Origin of the sequence: Cytobacillus sp., from assembly GCF_964223445.1 — a bacterium.
GTDB lineage: Bacteria > Bacillota > Bacilli > Bacillales > Cytobacillaceae > Cytobacillus.
Map to the genome: position 1 here is coordinate 1 of NZ_CAXQGS010000094.1, position 16,967 is coordinate 16,967.

Here is a 16,967-nt window from a genome sequence, read left to right on the forward strand (position 1 = left end):
ATGTCTTCCCCTTTTACATAAGCGGTTTTGACATCCACTTCCCCATTTTGGTCGTGCAGGTCCACACGCATAATCGGCGGCATGACGGCTTCATCTACTGCAAGTTTCGTAAATCCTGCTTCCACAATAGCAATCGCTTCATTATTCAGCTGCACATACTGTTTAAGTTCCTGTTCTGTAAAAATTAGCATCCTTCCGCTTCACCTCCTAAATTTTTGAAAGTGATGCTTCTTTTATATATAAGTGCCTTGGGAGTTCTGCAAATGTTTCGCATCCATTTTCGGTTACCCTGAATGATTCACTTGCTTCGAAACCGTATTGATCAAGCCAGATACCCGGGATCAAATGGAATGTCATATTGGGCTGAAGGATGGTTTTATCTCCATTGCGGATGCTCGCTGTATGCTCACCCCAATCTGGAGGATAGTTCAGACCCATGGAATATCCAAGACGCGATTCCTTTATAATTCCGCTTTTTTCAATCGATTTTTTCCACGCTTCCTCAATTTCTTCGCAGGCAATCCCTGGCTTAATCATATCCAGACAAGCGTTCAAGCCTTCGACAACCACTTCCGAAAGTGCTTTGATTTCTTCGGAGGGCTGGCCGATATGAACGGTTCTGGCAAGTGGGGAATGGTAGCGCTTATAGCATCCGGCCAACTCCAGGATCACAAGCTCGCCTGAATTATAACGCCGGTCCGTCCAGGTTAAGTGCGGTGTGGAAGTTCTTTCTCCAGATGGGAGAAGAGGCATGATTGCCGGATAATCCCCTCCGAATTCATCCGTGCCTGTTATTTGTGTATGAAAGATTTTCGCTGCCACATCACATTCCCGTACACCTTCATTCACCAGCTCAATTCCTGCTGCCATTGTTTTCTCCACAATTTTGGCTGCTCTCTTCATATACTCAATCTCTGTATCGGACTTTATAATGCGGACCCAGTTGACCAGCAGGGATGCATCCCGGAAACTAGCATTTGGAAGACCTTTTTTCAGCTGCTCATAGCATTTTGCAGTGAAATAATAGTTATCCATCTCAACACCAATGAAACGATTTTGCTGTCCGATTTGCTTTAAGATTTCTGCCACAAAATCCATTGGATGTTTGGTTTCAGATTGTACATAATCGTCAGGATAGGGAATGATATTTTCATGATAAAGCCATGTCGTTACCTTGGCTCCATTTGCATCCTGCCCCCTGCCAATCCAGATCGGCTGTTCCTCATCAATAATGATGACAAGCATTTGATGCACGTAGAAGGACCATCCGTCGTAACCGGATAAATAATTCATATTAGCGGGATCGGTAATAAGCAATACTTCAATCCCTTCTGCTGCCATTTTTTCTTTTGTTTTCAAGATTCTCTTTTTATACTCTGCTGTTCCAAATGACATGGTGGCGCTCCCTCCTACCAAACCGGTATATAATTTTCGGGTATTTAGTTTGTAGGTTCATTATAGTGTCAGGGTAAGAAATCTATCATCCGCAAAATTGTATGAAAATTCAAATTTTATTTTAGTCAAATTAGCGAAAAATTGAGAATTATATAGCTTTAAAGTCTTAATAAGAAATTTTCCTTAAATAGATTGATGGTCAAAAATGGATGCTGATTTAGCATTGTATTTGATTGGAGCGGATGGTTCGTGACTCTCCTGTCCAAGGGGTCCAACAGCTGCAGAGAGCCTGTGAAGGGCAGGGCCGAGGTTTGTGAAGTTTAAATGAAAAAAAACTGCGGAAAAATCCATAAAGGATTTTTGCCACAGTTCTCTTTTTTTCAATAAAATTAATCTTGACCTGCCATAACGGCATGTTCTCCTATTTTCCAAATCTTTATGCTCAGATCCAAAAGAAATAAATCATCCGGATCAATAAGGGATAAACCAGTCAAAGCTTCAATCTTCCTTAGCCGGTACAGCAGGGACTGCCGGTGAAGATTTAGCGATCTCGCTGTCTGACTTACATTTCCATGAAATTGATTATAGGCGATGAAAGTGCCGATCAAATCCATGTGCCGCTGCTCGTCATATTGTACAAGAGGCTCAATAGTTGACATAATGATTTCTTCCATCTCTTTATTGCCGGCCAAATTTAACAGCACCCTGTCCACTCTGGTTTGCTCATACATCATCCGCTGCCCGGGACCCTTTTTCCGCCGCCCGATGCTTAAAGCAGTGCCTGCATGACGGAAGCTTTCCCCAAATCCTAAAATTCCTTCAAACGCATTGCCGATGCCCCAGGATATGACAACTTCAGGAAGCAGATTTCCCAGGCGCCGTTCTACAAGATCAAGGAAATTTGTAGCGTTTTCATTTCCCTTTACCCCAGGAGTTTCCAGGAAGATGACAAGCTGTTCACCCTGATAGGTCATCAGCATGTCCTTTTTAAGAGACTGGGCGGCATAGTAGATTTCTTCTTCGATATATTGAATCATGCTTTCAAGCCAATGTTCATAGGAATCATAGTCCTGCTTGCGCTTTTGGAATAATAATTTCATATTTTCCGGATACCCGACAATACACACATATGGGAGTTTAAGATTATATCCCAGCAATTTTGCCCTTGTATCGGCTTGTTCAAGTGATAGGAATTCGCCCTTAGAAAGCTCATGGACAAAATCGCTGCGAAGGCGCATTTTTGTCTCTTCAATGGCATTTCTCCTTGAAAGCCAAAGAGCAATCGTAGTTGCAGCATGCTCTAACACGTTAACCCGAAAAAGTGTGAGAAAGGATTCGATTGATTCGGAACTAGGAACCAATACAAAAATATAGCCTTGTGGATTGTCGGCTACCTGGAGCACCGGAATTTGAAAAACGATCCGGTTTTCTATCTTTATCATTTGGAACTTTTGAAACATAGGGTCTCCTTTTAATAGAGTGTTTTCTGCCCTTGATGGAAGAATTCCTTGCAGGACATATGTTTTCCACTCCTTTATAAAGGATTGTGTGTGGATGCTTTTTTCCTGATGAGTGCCGGATCGGTCTGTAATGACGATCGGGTACCCAATATGCTTTTCAACGAATTTTGAGATTTCCTTCAGATCGGTGTCTTTTAGAATGAGCTTAAGAAGTTCCTGCTGAACCTTTTCTGATTTTTTACGCTCTTTATATTCGATGTCATTAATTTCTTTCATGACCGATTCGATAATACTGGAAAAACGGATTTCCCATGGAATCTCAATAATAATAAAATTATTCTTTTTGGCCAGTTCAATGACCTCAGTGGGAATATCAAAAATGTATCTTCCCAAAGCGACCATCAGAGCGGAAGCGTCGGAATCGATCACATCCTGAACAAACCTTTTGAAAGTTTCAGCATCCTCCCCGCAGCCAATCCCCGTCGTCAATACCGCTTCATTTTTTCGGACAAAGTTCTCCACCGGCATTTCGATGGCTGAAATCCATTGGATTTTCCTTTTTTCAGCATATTCCTTTCCGGTAACAATCTTGGCACTATTGAGAATCTTGTATTCCAGTACATCTTTAACTGTTAATCTCATGTTGGCTCCCCTCTGAACACCTTAAGATTAATAATATAGAAGACTTTTATTATAGGAAACCATATTCAGATAGCAACGTCCACTATTAATTTTACGCTTTTCCAGTTTATATTTTAGCAATATAACAATTTCAGTATATTTCCATATTAAAGGGAACGGATGGTGTACTATAGACAAAGCTTTAATCAAGCTTTCTTAAATGCGGAAGCCCTAACTGAGGAGAACTTCAGTGGCACTTATATTTATAGTCATCTTTCGATCACTCCTTCACCTGAATAAATCTAATACAATCAATTTCGGCAGTTATATCATTCATTCTCTTCATTACTGATAGCATAATCTTGAAGTATCCGATGAATGACAGAAAGATCCACATTTTGTCCGCTGATGATTACAGCAACGTCCCCCTCCTGCCGGGGAATTTTCCCGCCTAAAACCGCTGCAACTCCAGTAGCTGCTGCTCCCTCCATAATCATTCTGTGCTTATCTATCATAAAAGCCATGGTGTATGCAATCTCTTCTTCAGGAATCAGATAAGCGTTATCCATGTATCCTTGAACCATACGGAAGGTGTAGCTGTTATCCAGACCGATTCCGCCAAGCAAGCTGTCTGCAAGAGTCTCACTCTCTTCAAGCAATACCGGTTTCCCTTCTTTTAAACTCTCATACATTACAGCGGATTTTTCCATACAAACACCTGAAACCCTTATCCCTCTGTCATTTGATTTTAATGCGAGCCCAATCCCTGAAAGAAGCCCGCCGCCTGAAAGGGGGACAATCACATCTGTTACATTAGGAAGTTCCTCCAAAATTTCCAAACCAATCGTTCCCTGTCCGGCAATCACATGGGGATCATCGAACGGCTGGATCACAGTCAGCCCTTCCATCCTCTCCAGCTCATAGCATCGTTCCCCGGCGGCATCCTGGCTGTCACCGCAGATTTCTATTTTGGCTCCCAGCCTTTTTAATGAATCGACCTTAGCTTTTGGGACACGGTTTGATAAGCATACAACTGCCTCAATTCCAAGCTTTTTTGCCACATACGCAACAGCCATACCATGATTCCCTGTTGAATATGTAGCGATTCCCCGTTCTCTCGCTTCGGGACTTAAACTCAAAATTTTATTCGCTGCCCCTCTGACTTTAAAGGCGCCAATTTCATGAACATTCTCCAGTTTCAAAAAAACCCTCCGGCCCATTTTTTCAGACAGGATAGCCGATTGAATCAATGGTGTCTTATATACCAGGGAAGAAATTCGTTTCTTTGCTTCCCAAATATCGCGGATGGAAATATCTATTCTTTCCTTTACAGTTCTTGAATGCATCATGTTCCCCTCCTTAAAAGAGTTTCCTTGATCTAATAGTAGTTCGATATTTCAGAAAATTCAATTGTCCAAAGTGCCAATAAAAAGTGGGATTTTTTCATACAAAGTTTATAATACGATTGGAAATTATTTTATGGCCCTAAAGAAAACGATAACCCTCTTTTTTGCTCCTCATTGCTTCTACTATACTCCCAAAGCCTGGTTTATCTCTGTAAGGTCCATCCTGGCCATATCCTGAGATTCTTATTAATATCAATCCTGGATTTATTTGGCATAAATCTTCATATCCCAGGCCCCATTTTTCTAATGTCCCTGGCCTGAAATTCTCTACGACGATGTCACATGACCTCACTAATTCCTTATAATTCCCTGGCCCTCTTCAGATTTTAAATTGATTTTGATGGACTTTTTATTGCGTGACTGAACCTTCCACCAAAGTGAGCTTCCTTTATAGATGTGTCTCCATTCTCTAATGGGATCTCCCCTTCCCGGCGGTTCAACTTTTATGACCTCTGCACCGAACTCAGCAAGCATTCTCGTTGTGAATGGTCCGGCTATTAACTGACCGATCTCTAACACCTTCAAACCTGATAACGGCTTTTCAAATTTCATTCTTTAACCTCCTTGTACCTGTTACACTTATTGCTTGCAAAAATTGTGCCAATTTAAAATAGCCAGGATAAATGACGATTTTTAAACTTGATCGCCTGATGGTATTTCAAATTTGAAATATTTTAGTTTCGATTTTGAACTGCCATGAATTTGAAGATGATTGCCAACTGGACTTGGAAAGGTCCAGAAATTGCCTAAATGATAACCTCGTAGAGGTCTGCAATTCTCTCTGTTATTGCATAATTTCCCACAAAAAATCAAAAAAGGATTCGGAATGAGACTTTTCCGAACCCTTTTGGTCTTTTTAAACTGAAGCGACAAATATGGTCGCTTCTTTTTTACTACACATGCTTCAAATAGCTTTCTTTCATTTGAATTAAAGTATCATCGGCAGGCTGGCTCCAGATTTGATCATTGAAAATTTCCACCTCAATGGGCCCTGAGTAGCCTGCTCTCTCTACAGCTTTACGGATGCGGCTGATTTCAATGACACCGTCGCCCATCATGCCCCGTCCCTTTAGCATATCAGGTGTAGGAACCAGCCAATCGGAAACATGGAAGCCCAGAATTCGCCCTTTGGCCCGGCTGATCTGGTTATATAAGTCCGGATCCCACCATACATGAAAGACATCGACAACGACCCCTACCTGTTCAGGCCGGTATGCTTCCGCAAGAGTGTTAGCCAGGTCCATTGAAACGACCACCGACCGTTCTGCCGCGTACATAGGGTGCAGCGGCTCGATTCCTAATTTCACCCCATGCGATTCCGCGAAAGGAACCAGCTGGGCGATTCCTTCCTCGACCATTTGCCGGGCAGATACAATGTCACGGTCAGGAGACGGCCCGCAGACCAGAACGAGAACATCCGTCCCCAGCTCAGCCGCTTCTTCCACCGCTCTTTTATTATCGTCTATTCTTTTTTGCCGTTCAGCTGCAGACCCAGCCGGGAACATGCCGCCTCGGCATAAACTGGAAACCTTTAATCCGGCATCCTTTATGAGCCGCTTGCTTGAGCTTAAGCCTAATTCCGCTACCTTATGTCTCCAGGGGGCGATCCAGGGAACTTCCGCCCGGGCACATCCCTCGATCGCTTCTTTTAAATTCCATTGCTCTGTTGTAATTTGATTCAGACTAAGACGCTCATAGTTTTCCACTTGAATATTCCTCCTGACGAATCCCGGCTAAATTCAATACCAGCTTCATTCTTTCAGCAGCAAGCTCAGGGTCCGACAGCAGTCCGGCCTGGTCTGCCAATACAAACAGTTCAGACAGATGCACGATGGACCTGGCACTCTCAGCCCCGCCAATCATGCGGAAATGGGATTGGTGCCCGTTCAGATAGGCCATGAAGATGATACCGGTTTTATAGGAATAAGTTGGCGCCTGGAAAATATGGCGTGACAGCGGAACTGTTTTTTCCAATAATGCATGATAGGATTCATATTCATGTTCATCCAGAGCATGCAGGGCTGCAGCTGCCGCTGGTGCGATGGCGTCAAAAATCCCCAGCAGTGCATGGCTGTATCCGTGTTCATCCCCTTTAATCAATTCAGGATAATTGAAATCATCGCCGGTATACATTTTTACACCTGGAGGAAGAAGCCTGCGCATTTCAATTTCACGGGAAGCATCAAGAAGAGAGATTTTAATTCCGTCAACCTTGTCTTTGTTATCCCAAATGACATTCAGACAGACTTCCATTGCATCATCCAGATTCTTATAACCCCAATATCCTTTTAAGGATGGATCGAACATATCGCCAAGCCAGTGCAGGATAACCGGCTTAGAGACCTGTCTTAAAATATTGGCATAAATCCTCTCATAATCCTCAGGACCTTGTGCACAATCTGCCAGGGCCCTGCTTGCCATCAGGATGATTTGCGAGTTATGCTGTTCCACAAATTCGCATTGCTCCTCATAGGCAGACTGAACATCCGCTAAGGTGACGGATGGGCCGGGGAGCAGCTGATCTGTCCCGGCTCCGCATGCTATCCTGCCGCCTTCTGCTTTTGCCTCCGCCGCCGACCGGCGAATGAGCTCCTTTGCGTGCTCCCAATTAAGACCCATTCCGCGCTGGGCCGTATCCATCGCCTCTGCCACCGAGAGACCCATAGACCATAGATGTCTTCGATAAGCTAAAGTGTTTTCCCAGTCGATCTTTGCCTTTAAAACGGGATCGGAATCTGCAAGAGGATCACAAACCACATGTGCAGCTGAAAAGGCGATCCTGCTTTTGAAAGTGCCTTCCGGCAGGATGAAAGCTTTATGATTTCCAGCGTGGTATTCATATGTCTTGCCGGTTTTATCTGGCAGAGTTAACTGTTTCACCATTCTTTCTCACCTCCAGGCTTAATTCAGGTACATCAATCCAGCGCCGCTCCTCCCACGATTTAAGCCCTAATTCAGCCAGCTGAGTCCCTTTGGCACCCTCGAGCAAATCCCATGGAAACGGTTCGTCGGCTGCAATATGCTTCAAAAATAGCTCCCACTGGACCTTGAAGCCATTATCAAATACCTGGTTATCCGGGACTGTTTGCCATTGTTCTTTAAATGTAAAAGGATTCTCGATGTCAGGATTCCAAACAGGCTTCGGTGTATTGATGCGATGCTGAATCTTGCAATCTCTTAAACCAGCTACAGCGCTTCCGTGTGTGCCATCTACTTGAATCGTTAATAAATCTTCCCGGTTAACCCGGACAGTCCAGGAAGAATTCACCTGTGCAACAATGCCGCCTTCGAGTTCAAATGTTGCATATGCAGCATCATCGGCCGTGCACATGTACGTTTTTCCATTTTCATCGACCCGTTTTGGAATATGGGTTTTACCCAGGCAGGAAACTGACTCTACATTGCCAAATAGGTTGTCGAGGACATATCGCCAATGGGCGAACATATCAACAATAATCCCGCCGCCATCTTCCTTGCGGTAATTCCAGGATGGCCTCTGTCCAGCCTGCCAGTCCCCTTCAAATACCCAATAGCCAAATTCCATCTGAACGGATAGGATTTTGCCGAAGAACCCTGAATCTATCAGTCTCTTTAATTTTAATAGTCCCGGCAGGAATAATTTATCCTGCACAACCCCATTTTTCACGCCAGCTCCGTACGCCAGCTTTGCCAGTTCAATAGATTCTTCCAAGCTTGTGGCAGTAGGTTTTTCGCAGTAAATGTGCTTGCCGGCTTTTATGGCTTTCCGAATCGCATCTGCCCTGCGGACGGTTGTTTGAGAATCAAAATAGATCACATTTTGCGGATCAGCCAGGCACTCATCAAGGTCTGTGCTCCATCGGCTTATATTGTGCTTTTCAGCAAGCGTTTGCAGTTTATCCTGGTTTCGTCCTACTAAAATCGGATCCGGCATAATGACATCACCATTGGCAAGCTCCACCCCGCCTTGCTCGCGGATTGCCACGATAGATCTCACTAGATGCTGATTTGTTCCCATCCTTCCGGTCACACCGTTCATGATAATTCCAATATTTTTAACTGCCATAATTCTCTTCCTCCTTTTTGACTTTAGAGCCAAATAATTTGTTGTTTAGCTTACTTTTATTCTAAAAATTTCTGAAAGGATTATCTCATCCATATCGGAAGGCTTTTTGCAATATCGAAGATAAGAGGGTAAATCTATTAGACTTAGCTCTGTTAAATTTGGCTGTTGATTTCCGTTGCAGGTAGTCGCTTTCCGCGGGCGGTCCGGGAGCCTCCGCGGAGCTTTCGCACCTTCCACTCCAATCAACAGGGTGCTAAAAACTTTTTTAGATCTTTCAAAAAAAATACCGTCACTTCTCAGTTGAAGGACGGTAATTAATGAGATCATTGGTAAACAAAATCTGCTAAATAAAGAGACAGCTGTGGCACATACGTAATGACCATTAACGCTGCTATCAGCACAAATATAAACGGCATCGTACCCCGAGTTACTCCAGCCAGCGACATTTTGCTGATGCCTGATGCCACAAAAAGATTCAATCCGAAAGGAGGAGTCAGCATTCCGATTGCCAGATTGATAATCATGATCACGCCGAAATGAATCGGATCAATTCCCATTTCAAGCACTACCGGCAAAAACAGCGGGACGAGGATCAGCACTGCTGCGCTCGAATCCATGAACATCCCCACGATCAGCAGGATGATGTTAACCAGAATTAAGAAAACAACGGGATTTGATGCATACTCTATTAATGTTCCTGCGACGGTAGACGGGATCTGTTCATATGTTAAATACCAGCTGAACACCTTCGAAGCAGAAATGACAAGCATAATCATGGCAGATGTCACAATCGATCTTTTAGTTACGGCAAATAATTCCTTAATAGCCAGTTCCTTATAGATGAAAAAGCCAACGATCATACTGTATACAATCGCAACCGCCGCGGCTTCGGTAGGCGTAAATACACCAAAGTAAATGCCGCCAAGGACAATCACTGGCATCAAAATTCCCCAGATGGCAGAAACCGTTGATTTCCATAATTCCTTTCCGGTTGGTCTTGGATCTGGCTTATGTCCCTGTTTCTTGGCAATAACATAGCCGACAGTCATAAGAATCAGTCCGATGAAGATTCCCGGAATGATTCCGGCAATAAACAATTTGCCGATTGAAACTTCAGCAACAGAGCCATAGACTAAAAACGTTATACTGGGAGGAATGATGATGCCGAGCGAGCCGGATGCACACATTAATCCAACCGAGAATCTTTCCGAAAAGCGTGCTTCCTTTAATGATGGAATCATAATGCCCCCAATTGCAGCAACCGTTGCAGGGCTTGAACCCGAAAGGGCAGCAAAAAACATGGATGATAGCACCCCTGCAATTGGCAGGCCCCCGGTTGTCCAGCCGACCCATTTCTTCGTAAAATCAATCAATCTCTTGGACGTTCCCCCTGCCAGCATTAAATCCCCTGCAAAGACAAAGAAAGGAATGGCCATCAGTGAAAAGGAATCTACTCCTGAAAACATTGTTCTCGCTAATGTATCCATCGGAACATTGCTTTGAAAAATAACGATAATCGTACTTAACGCAATGGATATAGCAATTGGAACCCCCAATAATAAAAGAAGCACAAAGATAATTAATAGCATCATAGTTTTGAAGCCTCCTCTTTTGGAGGAATAACAGTTTGATTTACTGAACGTAAACTTTTCACATCCTGAACTAAAAGCTGCAGAAAGCGAATCATCATCAGGCTTGCCCCAACAGGGAGAGCGAGATATGGGATATACATCGGCATTCCGGTGGACGGAGTCACACTGCCGAATTCAATAACACTTGAAACAATCCCGCTGCCTGACCAAATTAAAAAGATACAAAAAACGATGGAAATCAGATTGGATATCATTGAAAAGATTTTTTTCCCCTTATCAGGCAAATACGTAACAAGGGCGTCCATAGTGGCATGCGCTTTTTCTCTGACGGCAATACTGCTCCCTATAAACACAAACCACACTATTAAGTATCTTGCCACCTCCTCTGACCAGGACAGCGAATAATTGAAAACATATCTGAGCACTACTTGAACGAACACAAGCAAGGAAGTAAAGATTAGGGAAATCACTCCCACATATTCTTCAAAATAGTTCAAGATATGATTGATTTTCTGCATATAATTCCCTCCTTCTTATGAAAAGCGCAAGCGCCTTGCCCACCCCCGACACCTCGAGGGGGTAGGCGCTGGAGCTAGACAGTAATCGACGTTCAAAGTTTTATACTTTCTTATTTTGTTAAAAAGAGACGGCTATAAGCCGTCCTTGATTGTATTTTTAAACATGCTATTGCGCTTCTTTTATGGCATCCAGTAATTCCTGTCCGCCTTCCACTTTCTTAAAGTCTTCATATACTTCACTTGTAGCCTCAATAAATAACTCTTTTTCTGATTCTGTCAGTTCGGTAATTTCAATCCCTGATTCCTTTAATGTTTTCATATAGGCTTCTTCATCCGCAGCAGATTGTTCCCATTGCCAATCCGTTACCTCAGCCGACACTTCATCTACAGCTTTCTGAAGATCTGCCGGAAGCTTCTGATAGAATTGCTCGCTAATTAATAATGGATAAGCCATATATCCATGACTGCTTAACGTTAAATAATCCTGGACTTCATAAAATTTCTTGCTGACAATATTGCTTAAAGGATTTTCCTGCCCATCAACTGTTTTGGTTTGGAGAGCTGTATATAATTCTGCAAAATCAATGGAAACCCCGCCGGCACCCATCGCCTGGAACTGCGAAATTAACAGCGGGCTCTGGGAAACACGCATCTTCAGGCCGTCTAGATCCTCCGGCTGTTGAATGGCTTGTTTGGAGTTCGTTAGATGCTTGAATCCGCCGTCCCAATATCCTAATGCACGAAGCCCCTGTTTCTCCAGGTGCTGGTTGAAAATTTCACCCACTTTCCCATTTACAGCGCTTTTAACATGGTCACGATCTTTAAATAAATAAGGCAGGTCAAACACTTCAAATTGTTTAACAAAGGCAGGCAGAACGCCGGTAAAAGGAGCGTTCATCTGAATGGTTCCAGACTGCATTTGTTCCGTGATTTCCCGATCCGCTCCCAATTGGGAATCAGGAAACACCTCCACTTTGATTTGACCATCGGTACGTTCCTCCAATAGCTCTTTGAACTTTTCCGCAGCCTTCCCCTTAGCTGTTGAAGCGCTTACAACATGTGCAAATTTTATAACATAGTCCCCATTTTCCTCAGCCTTTCCGGTTCCCTCTGTTGCTGCACTATTCCCGCAGCCAGCTGTAACCATAGCAATCATCAAAATGCAAATCGAAAATAATCCCCATTTTCTTTTCATGTCCCTTTGGCCCTCCTATATAAAATATTTTTCTCTCTTGTTTACTATTTTGAATTTTCTTTCAACTATTGTCTTATGAGATTGAGAGAAAAATTCTTAATTTTGGAGATAGGCAATTAGGAAACGGTATCTGAAACATCTGAAGGTGGCTGAGAGGACAAGCGGAATTTATTCGGTGAAATCCCCACCAAATTTCTGAAAGTACGATAAAAGGTTGATAATGTTTCATATCCAACCTCAAAACAAATGGACACGATATCCTGATCAGATTGAAGCAGCAATTCCTTTGCATGCTTAATCCTTACTTTCTGAAGATATTGCAAGGGGGTGTCATTAAATTTCCTTTTAAAAATATCATTCATGTATCTTGTTGAGATTCCGAATACAGCAGACAGACTTTCTGCCGTGATATTATTGAAATAATGCCTTTCTATGTATTCCTTCATTTGTATGGAGCGAATATCATTCGCATCCTGAACAGAAGAATAATTCTGCTGGCGCAGCAAATGAATGATAATTTCAATAAGATATACAGGCATGGACAATTTTCCAAAAAGGTCTCCATTTTTTTGTTCATATAGCATTTTTCTAATTAATGGCCGAATTTCACTTGCTGTATATAAATCGAGTTCGAAATGCCGGGAGTTTTTCTCCATTAAGGCAAGCAGCTCTTTTTGCAGGTTTATTTCCATCGAAGGTAATGAAAATGCCAGAACCAATACCGTCATTTTTGTGGTCGCTTTTATGGAGTGAACACAATTGGGAGTAATCAGCACTACTTTGTCTTTGGAAAAGTTATAGGCCTTGCCGTCAAGGGTAATATCACCTTCCCCTTCAAGAGCATAGAGAATTTGAAAATGATCATGATAATGCTCAGAAACAAACTTGCCTCTGAGGTGCTTGCTTTCATACAAATTAATTCCTGTTTCCGGAAAATCGAATTTTCTGTAAAGCTTTTTGTCCATGAGGTCCTCCTTATAAAACGAGATATTTTGTGATGATATTTAATATTCTCTATATTCAAAGGTTACCCTTTAATAAATTTCGGCGAAGGAAAATGATATAAACCAGCCAATAGGAATCCAGACCTTCTTATTAAATTATCTAATCCACCGTGTTATACTTTTGAAAGCAAGTCAAATAACCCTCCAAATTCCTTTTGGAAGGTTTTTCGTAAGCTGCTGTTTTCTGCAGATAGACTGGTTTTCTTAGCCGGATTAGAAATGATGGGATTTACCAAAATCCAATATTAATAAATTGACCTCTCCTTTAATTTTTTTGTATTATTAATTATTTTTCATTTATTCGAAACACAATGAAGGCTCAAACTAGAAAAATGAACTTCATAATAGCAATGCTTAAACCTTGACCGGGACCAAATTCCTACTTCTAGTCCTTTGTAATTAAAACGACCTTCTCATATATAAATGGAGGTCGTTTTTTGATAAAATTTAATTTCCTGTTTGGGATATTTGGCTGACAATTTGGTTCAAAGCTTCGTTTATTGGTGTAGCAGGGCGACCTAATAATTTTTCTAAATCGTTACTGTCTATCTCTAATCCTCCATCTCGAATACCTTTTTGCATGTTTACGAGCATAGGAAGATAGGCTTCTGGTACCCCTGCACCTTTCATAATGTCGGCATAAGCAGCATCATCGACTTGTTGTACAGGTACTTCTTTCCCTAAAACCTCGCCTAGAGCAGAAGAAAATTCCTCTTGAGTCATTAGCTTACCGGAAAGTTCGTAAACCGTATTCACGTGCCCTTCTCCGATTAATACATTCGCTGCTGCCTCCGCTAAATCTTGTCGAAGTACCCAGCCTACTTTACCTTCAGCAGCAGATGTAATCCAAGCTGCTCCTGCCATTGCGCCTTTTATGCTGTTAATTTCATTTTCAAAATACCAGTTGTTTCGTAAAAATGAGTATGGGATGCCTGTTTTCAAAATAGCTTCTTCTCTAGCTCGATGAGGTGCGATGAAAGAATGGGGGAAAGAATTTATGAAGAAAAAAATAGAGGAACACAACTACTCCACGCAAATAGAAAAATAATAGAGCATTTAAAAAGCCTCAATAACAAAATGCCAACGAAAAAAGCAGATTCTATTCGCAGGCATTTTTTATTTTTCATTTATTTATATCAAATACCTAGTTCGTAACTCCATCCAGCATTTGACTTAAACTTAAACTAAACTGCACCGTTAATTGAATTCAACAAAAAAGCATTAATCCTTCATGGATCAACGCTCATAATAATGTCATATCTTAGCTTTATCTGTTCTGTGAAACTTGATAATTATTCTTTCCGTTCAGTTTTGCTTGATACATAGCTCCATCAGCATATTTCAGCAAATTCCTGACATCCATATTGAAATCATCGCAAAAGGCAATTCCGATACTGGGAGTAATTGAGATAACAATATTCTGCACCGACATTTTATTAGATAGAGTATCGATGATCTGTTGGGCAACATGTTTTGCATCGTCGATTGTAGTTTCCGGAAGTAGAATTGTGAATTCATCACCTGCAAGCCTCGCCACAGTATCCTTATTTTCTGTACAAGCCGTAAGCCTACTGGCGACTTCTTTTAACAATATGTCTCCTAAGTCATGACCAAAGTTATCATTTATTTGCTTAAACCCATCTAAATCAAGATACATTACTGCGACTAGCCCTTTATTGTAATCAGCTGATTCAATTGCATGATTAAGCCGTTCTTCAAATAATCTCCGATTTGGCAATTGGGTAAGAAAGTCATAATGAGCCATTTGTTTCAATAATCTCTCTGAGGTTTTACGATCGGTTATATCTTGTATTTGAGAAATAAGGAATAATGGCTTGTTTCCTTCCCGCACAATGGATACAGATAATAACACCCAGACGATCTTCCCGCTTTTGTGGACATACCTTTTTTCCATCTCAAAAGAGTCTCTTTTTCCTTCAACTAATTCTTGTGTGTAAGATAAATCTGTATATAAGTCCTTGGGATAAGTTAAGGTTTGAAAGTTCGTGGTAAGAAGCTCATCCTCTGTATAACCAGTAATGTTAGTTAAAGCATGATTCACCTTAATCCATTTTCCCTCTAATGAGACTAAGGCCATCCCAATCGGAGCAAAAAAAAAGGCCTGATTAAATAAATCTATATTTTTAAACATATTTATATCCTTTTTATGTAAAGTTGAAATACATTCTCAATTTTTTCATTTTATCTCATACTAAACTTGCAAGCAATAAAATTCAACTAGCTTAACAGACTGAAAAGGAGTAAAAGAGAAGAGAGCTGCAAAAACAGCACAGAGAATTACACACCATTTTATACAAAACTGCCCATTCAGCACAATAAGAAAAGCCGCCTAAGCTGGCAGCAGGATAAAAAATCAGTTATGAGAGTCTTTGTTTAATAGTGAATTAATTAATATCTAGATGCAGTATATCTCTAAAACTTAATCAAATAAAGATTGTCTTGGTTCAGCCATTCCAAATTGTGCCCATTCTTCCTTTGAAGGACCGTAGATCCCTGGAACTCTAAGTCCTGCCTGTCTCATTAGAATAGTCATTTGTCCCCGGTGATGAGTTTGGTGTTGGTTTAGAAATAATAAAAGACTTCCCTTTGTCATTTTAATACCAAAGAAATCAATTTGTTCCAACAGGATCTGATCAGTCCATTGAGTTTTCAAAGCCTCAACAAACACATGTGAAGATTTAATATAGCTTTCAGCAATGAAATTAGCAGAAGATGGAACAGACCAGTCTTCACTAGGAGCGTCAAATCTTAAACCTGCCTGTGAACTAATCACTTTGATAGATGTGACAGTATGCCACGCAATACGTCCTAAAGGCCATTGATTTGGAGTGACTTCTTGCTTTAATGATTCATCCGTAAGATTTTTAAGAATCCTGCTTGTAGCTCCAGCCTCAAATTCCCAGGATGTATAAAAATCGCTTAAGCTATGATACATCTTCAAACACCTCTCAAATATATTCTTATTTTAAAATTCTCCCTTTTAATAAGATTACCTCCTCCTTTTTTCTCTAAGGATTAATCCCAGAAATTTGGAATTCCAACAAAAATCATTAATTGTAAAACTCCATATGTGTTTTTTCCTTTTTATAATAATCTAGTCTGTCTTGTAAAGTACCTGTATGAAATTCAAACTTATGCCCATCTGGATCAGTAAAATAAATAGACTTTTTATCTCTTTCGTCTCTTGGACGACCTGACAGGATGTTTACCTTCAATTCTTTTAGCTTACGGTACATATTATCAAAATCCGCTTCTTCTATTGAGAAAGCTATATGTGTATATGATTGGCAAATTTCAGTACGGGGAATATCCTTTTCTTCATTTAGGGCAAGCCATATACCATTTATATCAAAATAGGCAGTACTTCTTCCCTTAACTAACAACTTTGCTCCAAACACATTTTTATAAAACTCAATAGAAGCTTCTAAATTGGAAACTGAAAATAAAAAATGATTAATGCCTTTTATTGTCACCAAATCACCCCAAACTAAGTTTGTTTATATAGTCATAATACAAAAGTCATATTGAAGTATTCTGCCCCGTTTAATCAATAGTGACTTTAACAAAAAAGCAGTCCTGTGTTACTCAACTTATATGAATGTCTGTTCCATAATGGGCTAATTGTAGTTTCTTTGCCACAGATTGAGATGCTAAGTTGTCCTTAGAAGTACTATATAGCGCAATTCTTCCTAGTATTTGTACTTCTGCAG

The 16,967-nt window shown here is 41.2% G+C and carries 13 protein-coding genes and 3 pseudogenes; all 16 read right to left on the reverse strand.

The window, feature by feature from the left end; all coding sequences use genetic code 11:
- Positions 1-191, reverse strand: a pseudogene (locus ACEQ1T_RS17355) (ornithine cyclodeaminase family protein); the annotation flags it as partial.
- Positions 192-207: 16 nt separating this feature from the next.
- The gene (locus ACEQ1T_RS17360) at positions 208-1,395 is read right to left on the reverse strand and encodes a M24 family metallopeptidase (protein ID WP_206844773.1); all 1,188 of its coding nucleotides are present in this window, start codon (positions 1,393-1,395) and stop codon (positions 208-210) included.
- 389 nt (positions 1,396-1,784) lie between these two features.
- Positions 1,785-3,497 (reverse strand): PucR family transcriptional regulator, encoded by a 1,713-nt coding sequence (locus ACEQ1T_RS17365; RefSeq protein WP_370223954.1) that lies wholly within the window; start codon positions 3,495-3,497, stop codon positions 1,785-1,787.
- 308 nt (positions 3,498-3,805) lie between these two features.
- Positions 3,806-4,825: a hydroxyectoine utilization dehydratase EutB gene (gene eutB / locus ACEQ1T_RS17370; RefSeq protein WP_370223956.1), complete on the reverse strand. Its 1,020-nt coding sequence runs from the start codon at positions 4,823-4,825 to the stop codon at positions 3,806-3,808.
- A 169-nt stretch (positions 4,826-4,994) separates the two neighbouring features.
- Positions 4,995-5,434 (reverse strand): annotated as a pseudogene (locus ACEQ1T_RS17375) (CaiB/BaiF CoA transferase family protein); the annotation flags it as partial.
- Positions 5,435-5,775: 341 nt separating this feature from the next.
- Complete coding sequence (locus ACEQ1T_RS17380) at positions 5,776-6,588, reverse strand: sugar phosphate isomerase/epimerase (RefSeq protein ID WP_206844767.1); 813 nt, start codon at positions 6,586-6,588, stop codon at positions 5,776-5,778.
- Positions 6,575-7,765, reverse strand: coding sequence for a dihydrodipicolinate synthase family protein (locus ACEQ1T_RS17385; protein WP_370223958.1), 1,191 nt, complete (start codon positions 7,763-7,765; stop codon positions 6,575-6,577). Before ACEQ1T_RS17385 ends, ACEQ1T_RS17380 begins: the two co-directional genes overlap by 14 nt.
- Positions 7,737-8,927: a Gfo/Idh/MocA family protein gene (locus ACEQ1T_RS17390; RefSeq protein WP_370223959.1), complete on the reverse strand. Its 1,191-nt coding sequence runs from the start codon at positions 8,925-8,927 to the stop codon at positions 7,737-7,739. Before ACEQ1T_RS17390 ends, ACEQ1T_RS17385 begins: the two co-directional genes overlap by 29 nt.
- A gap of 323 nt (positions 8,928-9,250) precedes the next feature.
- A complete protein-coding gene (locus ACEQ1T_RS17395) occupies positions 9,251-10,519 on the reverse strand; it encodes a TRAP transporter large permease (protein ID WP_370223961.1) in 1,269 nt (422 codons plus the stop codon).
- Entirely contained in the window at positions 10,516-11,037 is a 522-nt protein-coding gene (locus ACEQ1T_RS17400; protein WP_206844762.1) for a TRAP transporter small permease, read from the reverse strand. Before ACEQ1T_RS17400 ends, ACEQ1T_RS17395 begins: the two co-directional genes overlap by 4 nt.
- Positions 11,038-11,203: 166 nt before the next feature.
- Positions 11,204-12,232: a TRAP transporter substrate-binding protein gene (locus ACEQ1T_RS17405; RefSeq protein ID WP_206844761.1), complete on the reverse strand. Its 1,029-nt coding sequence runs from the start codon at positions 12,230-12,232 to the stop codon at positions 11,204-11,206.
- Between the two features lie 116 nt (positions 12,233-12,348).
- On the reverse strand, positions 12,349-13,197 hold the full coding sequence (locus ACEQ1T_RS17410) for an AraC family transcriptional regulator (RefSeq protein WP_206844760.1): 849 nt from the start codon (positions 13,195-13,197) through the stop codon (positions 12,349-12,351).
- Positions 13,198-13,683: 486 nt separating this feature from the next.
- Positions 13,684-14,217: pseudogene (locus ACEQ1T_RS17415) on the reverse strand (SDR family NAD(P)-dependent oxidoreductase); the annotation flags it as partial.
- A gap of 286 nt (positions 14,218-14,503) precedes the next feature.
- Positions 14,504-15,388, reverse strand: a complete 885-nt coding sequence (locus ACEQ1T_RS17420; protein ID WP_206844756.1) for a GGDEF domain-containing protein — start codon at positions 15,386-15,388, stop codon at positions 14,504-14,506.
- Between the two features lie 288 nt (positions 15,389-15,676).
- Entirely contained in the window at positions 15,677-16,192 is a 516-nt protein-coding gene (locus ACEQ1T_RS17425; RefSeq protein ID WP_206844751.1) for a DinB family protein, read from the reverse strand.
- A gap of 115 nt (positions 16,193-16,307) precedes the next feature.
- The gene (gene fosM / locus ACEQ1T_RS17430) at positions 16,308-16,730 is read right to left on the reverse strand and encodes a FosM family fosfomycin resistance protein (RefSeq protein ID WP_206844750.1); all 423 of its coding nucleotides are present in this window, start codon (positions 16,728-16,730) and stop codon (positions 16,308-16,310) included.
- Positions 16,731-16,967 lie beyond the last annotated feature (237 nt).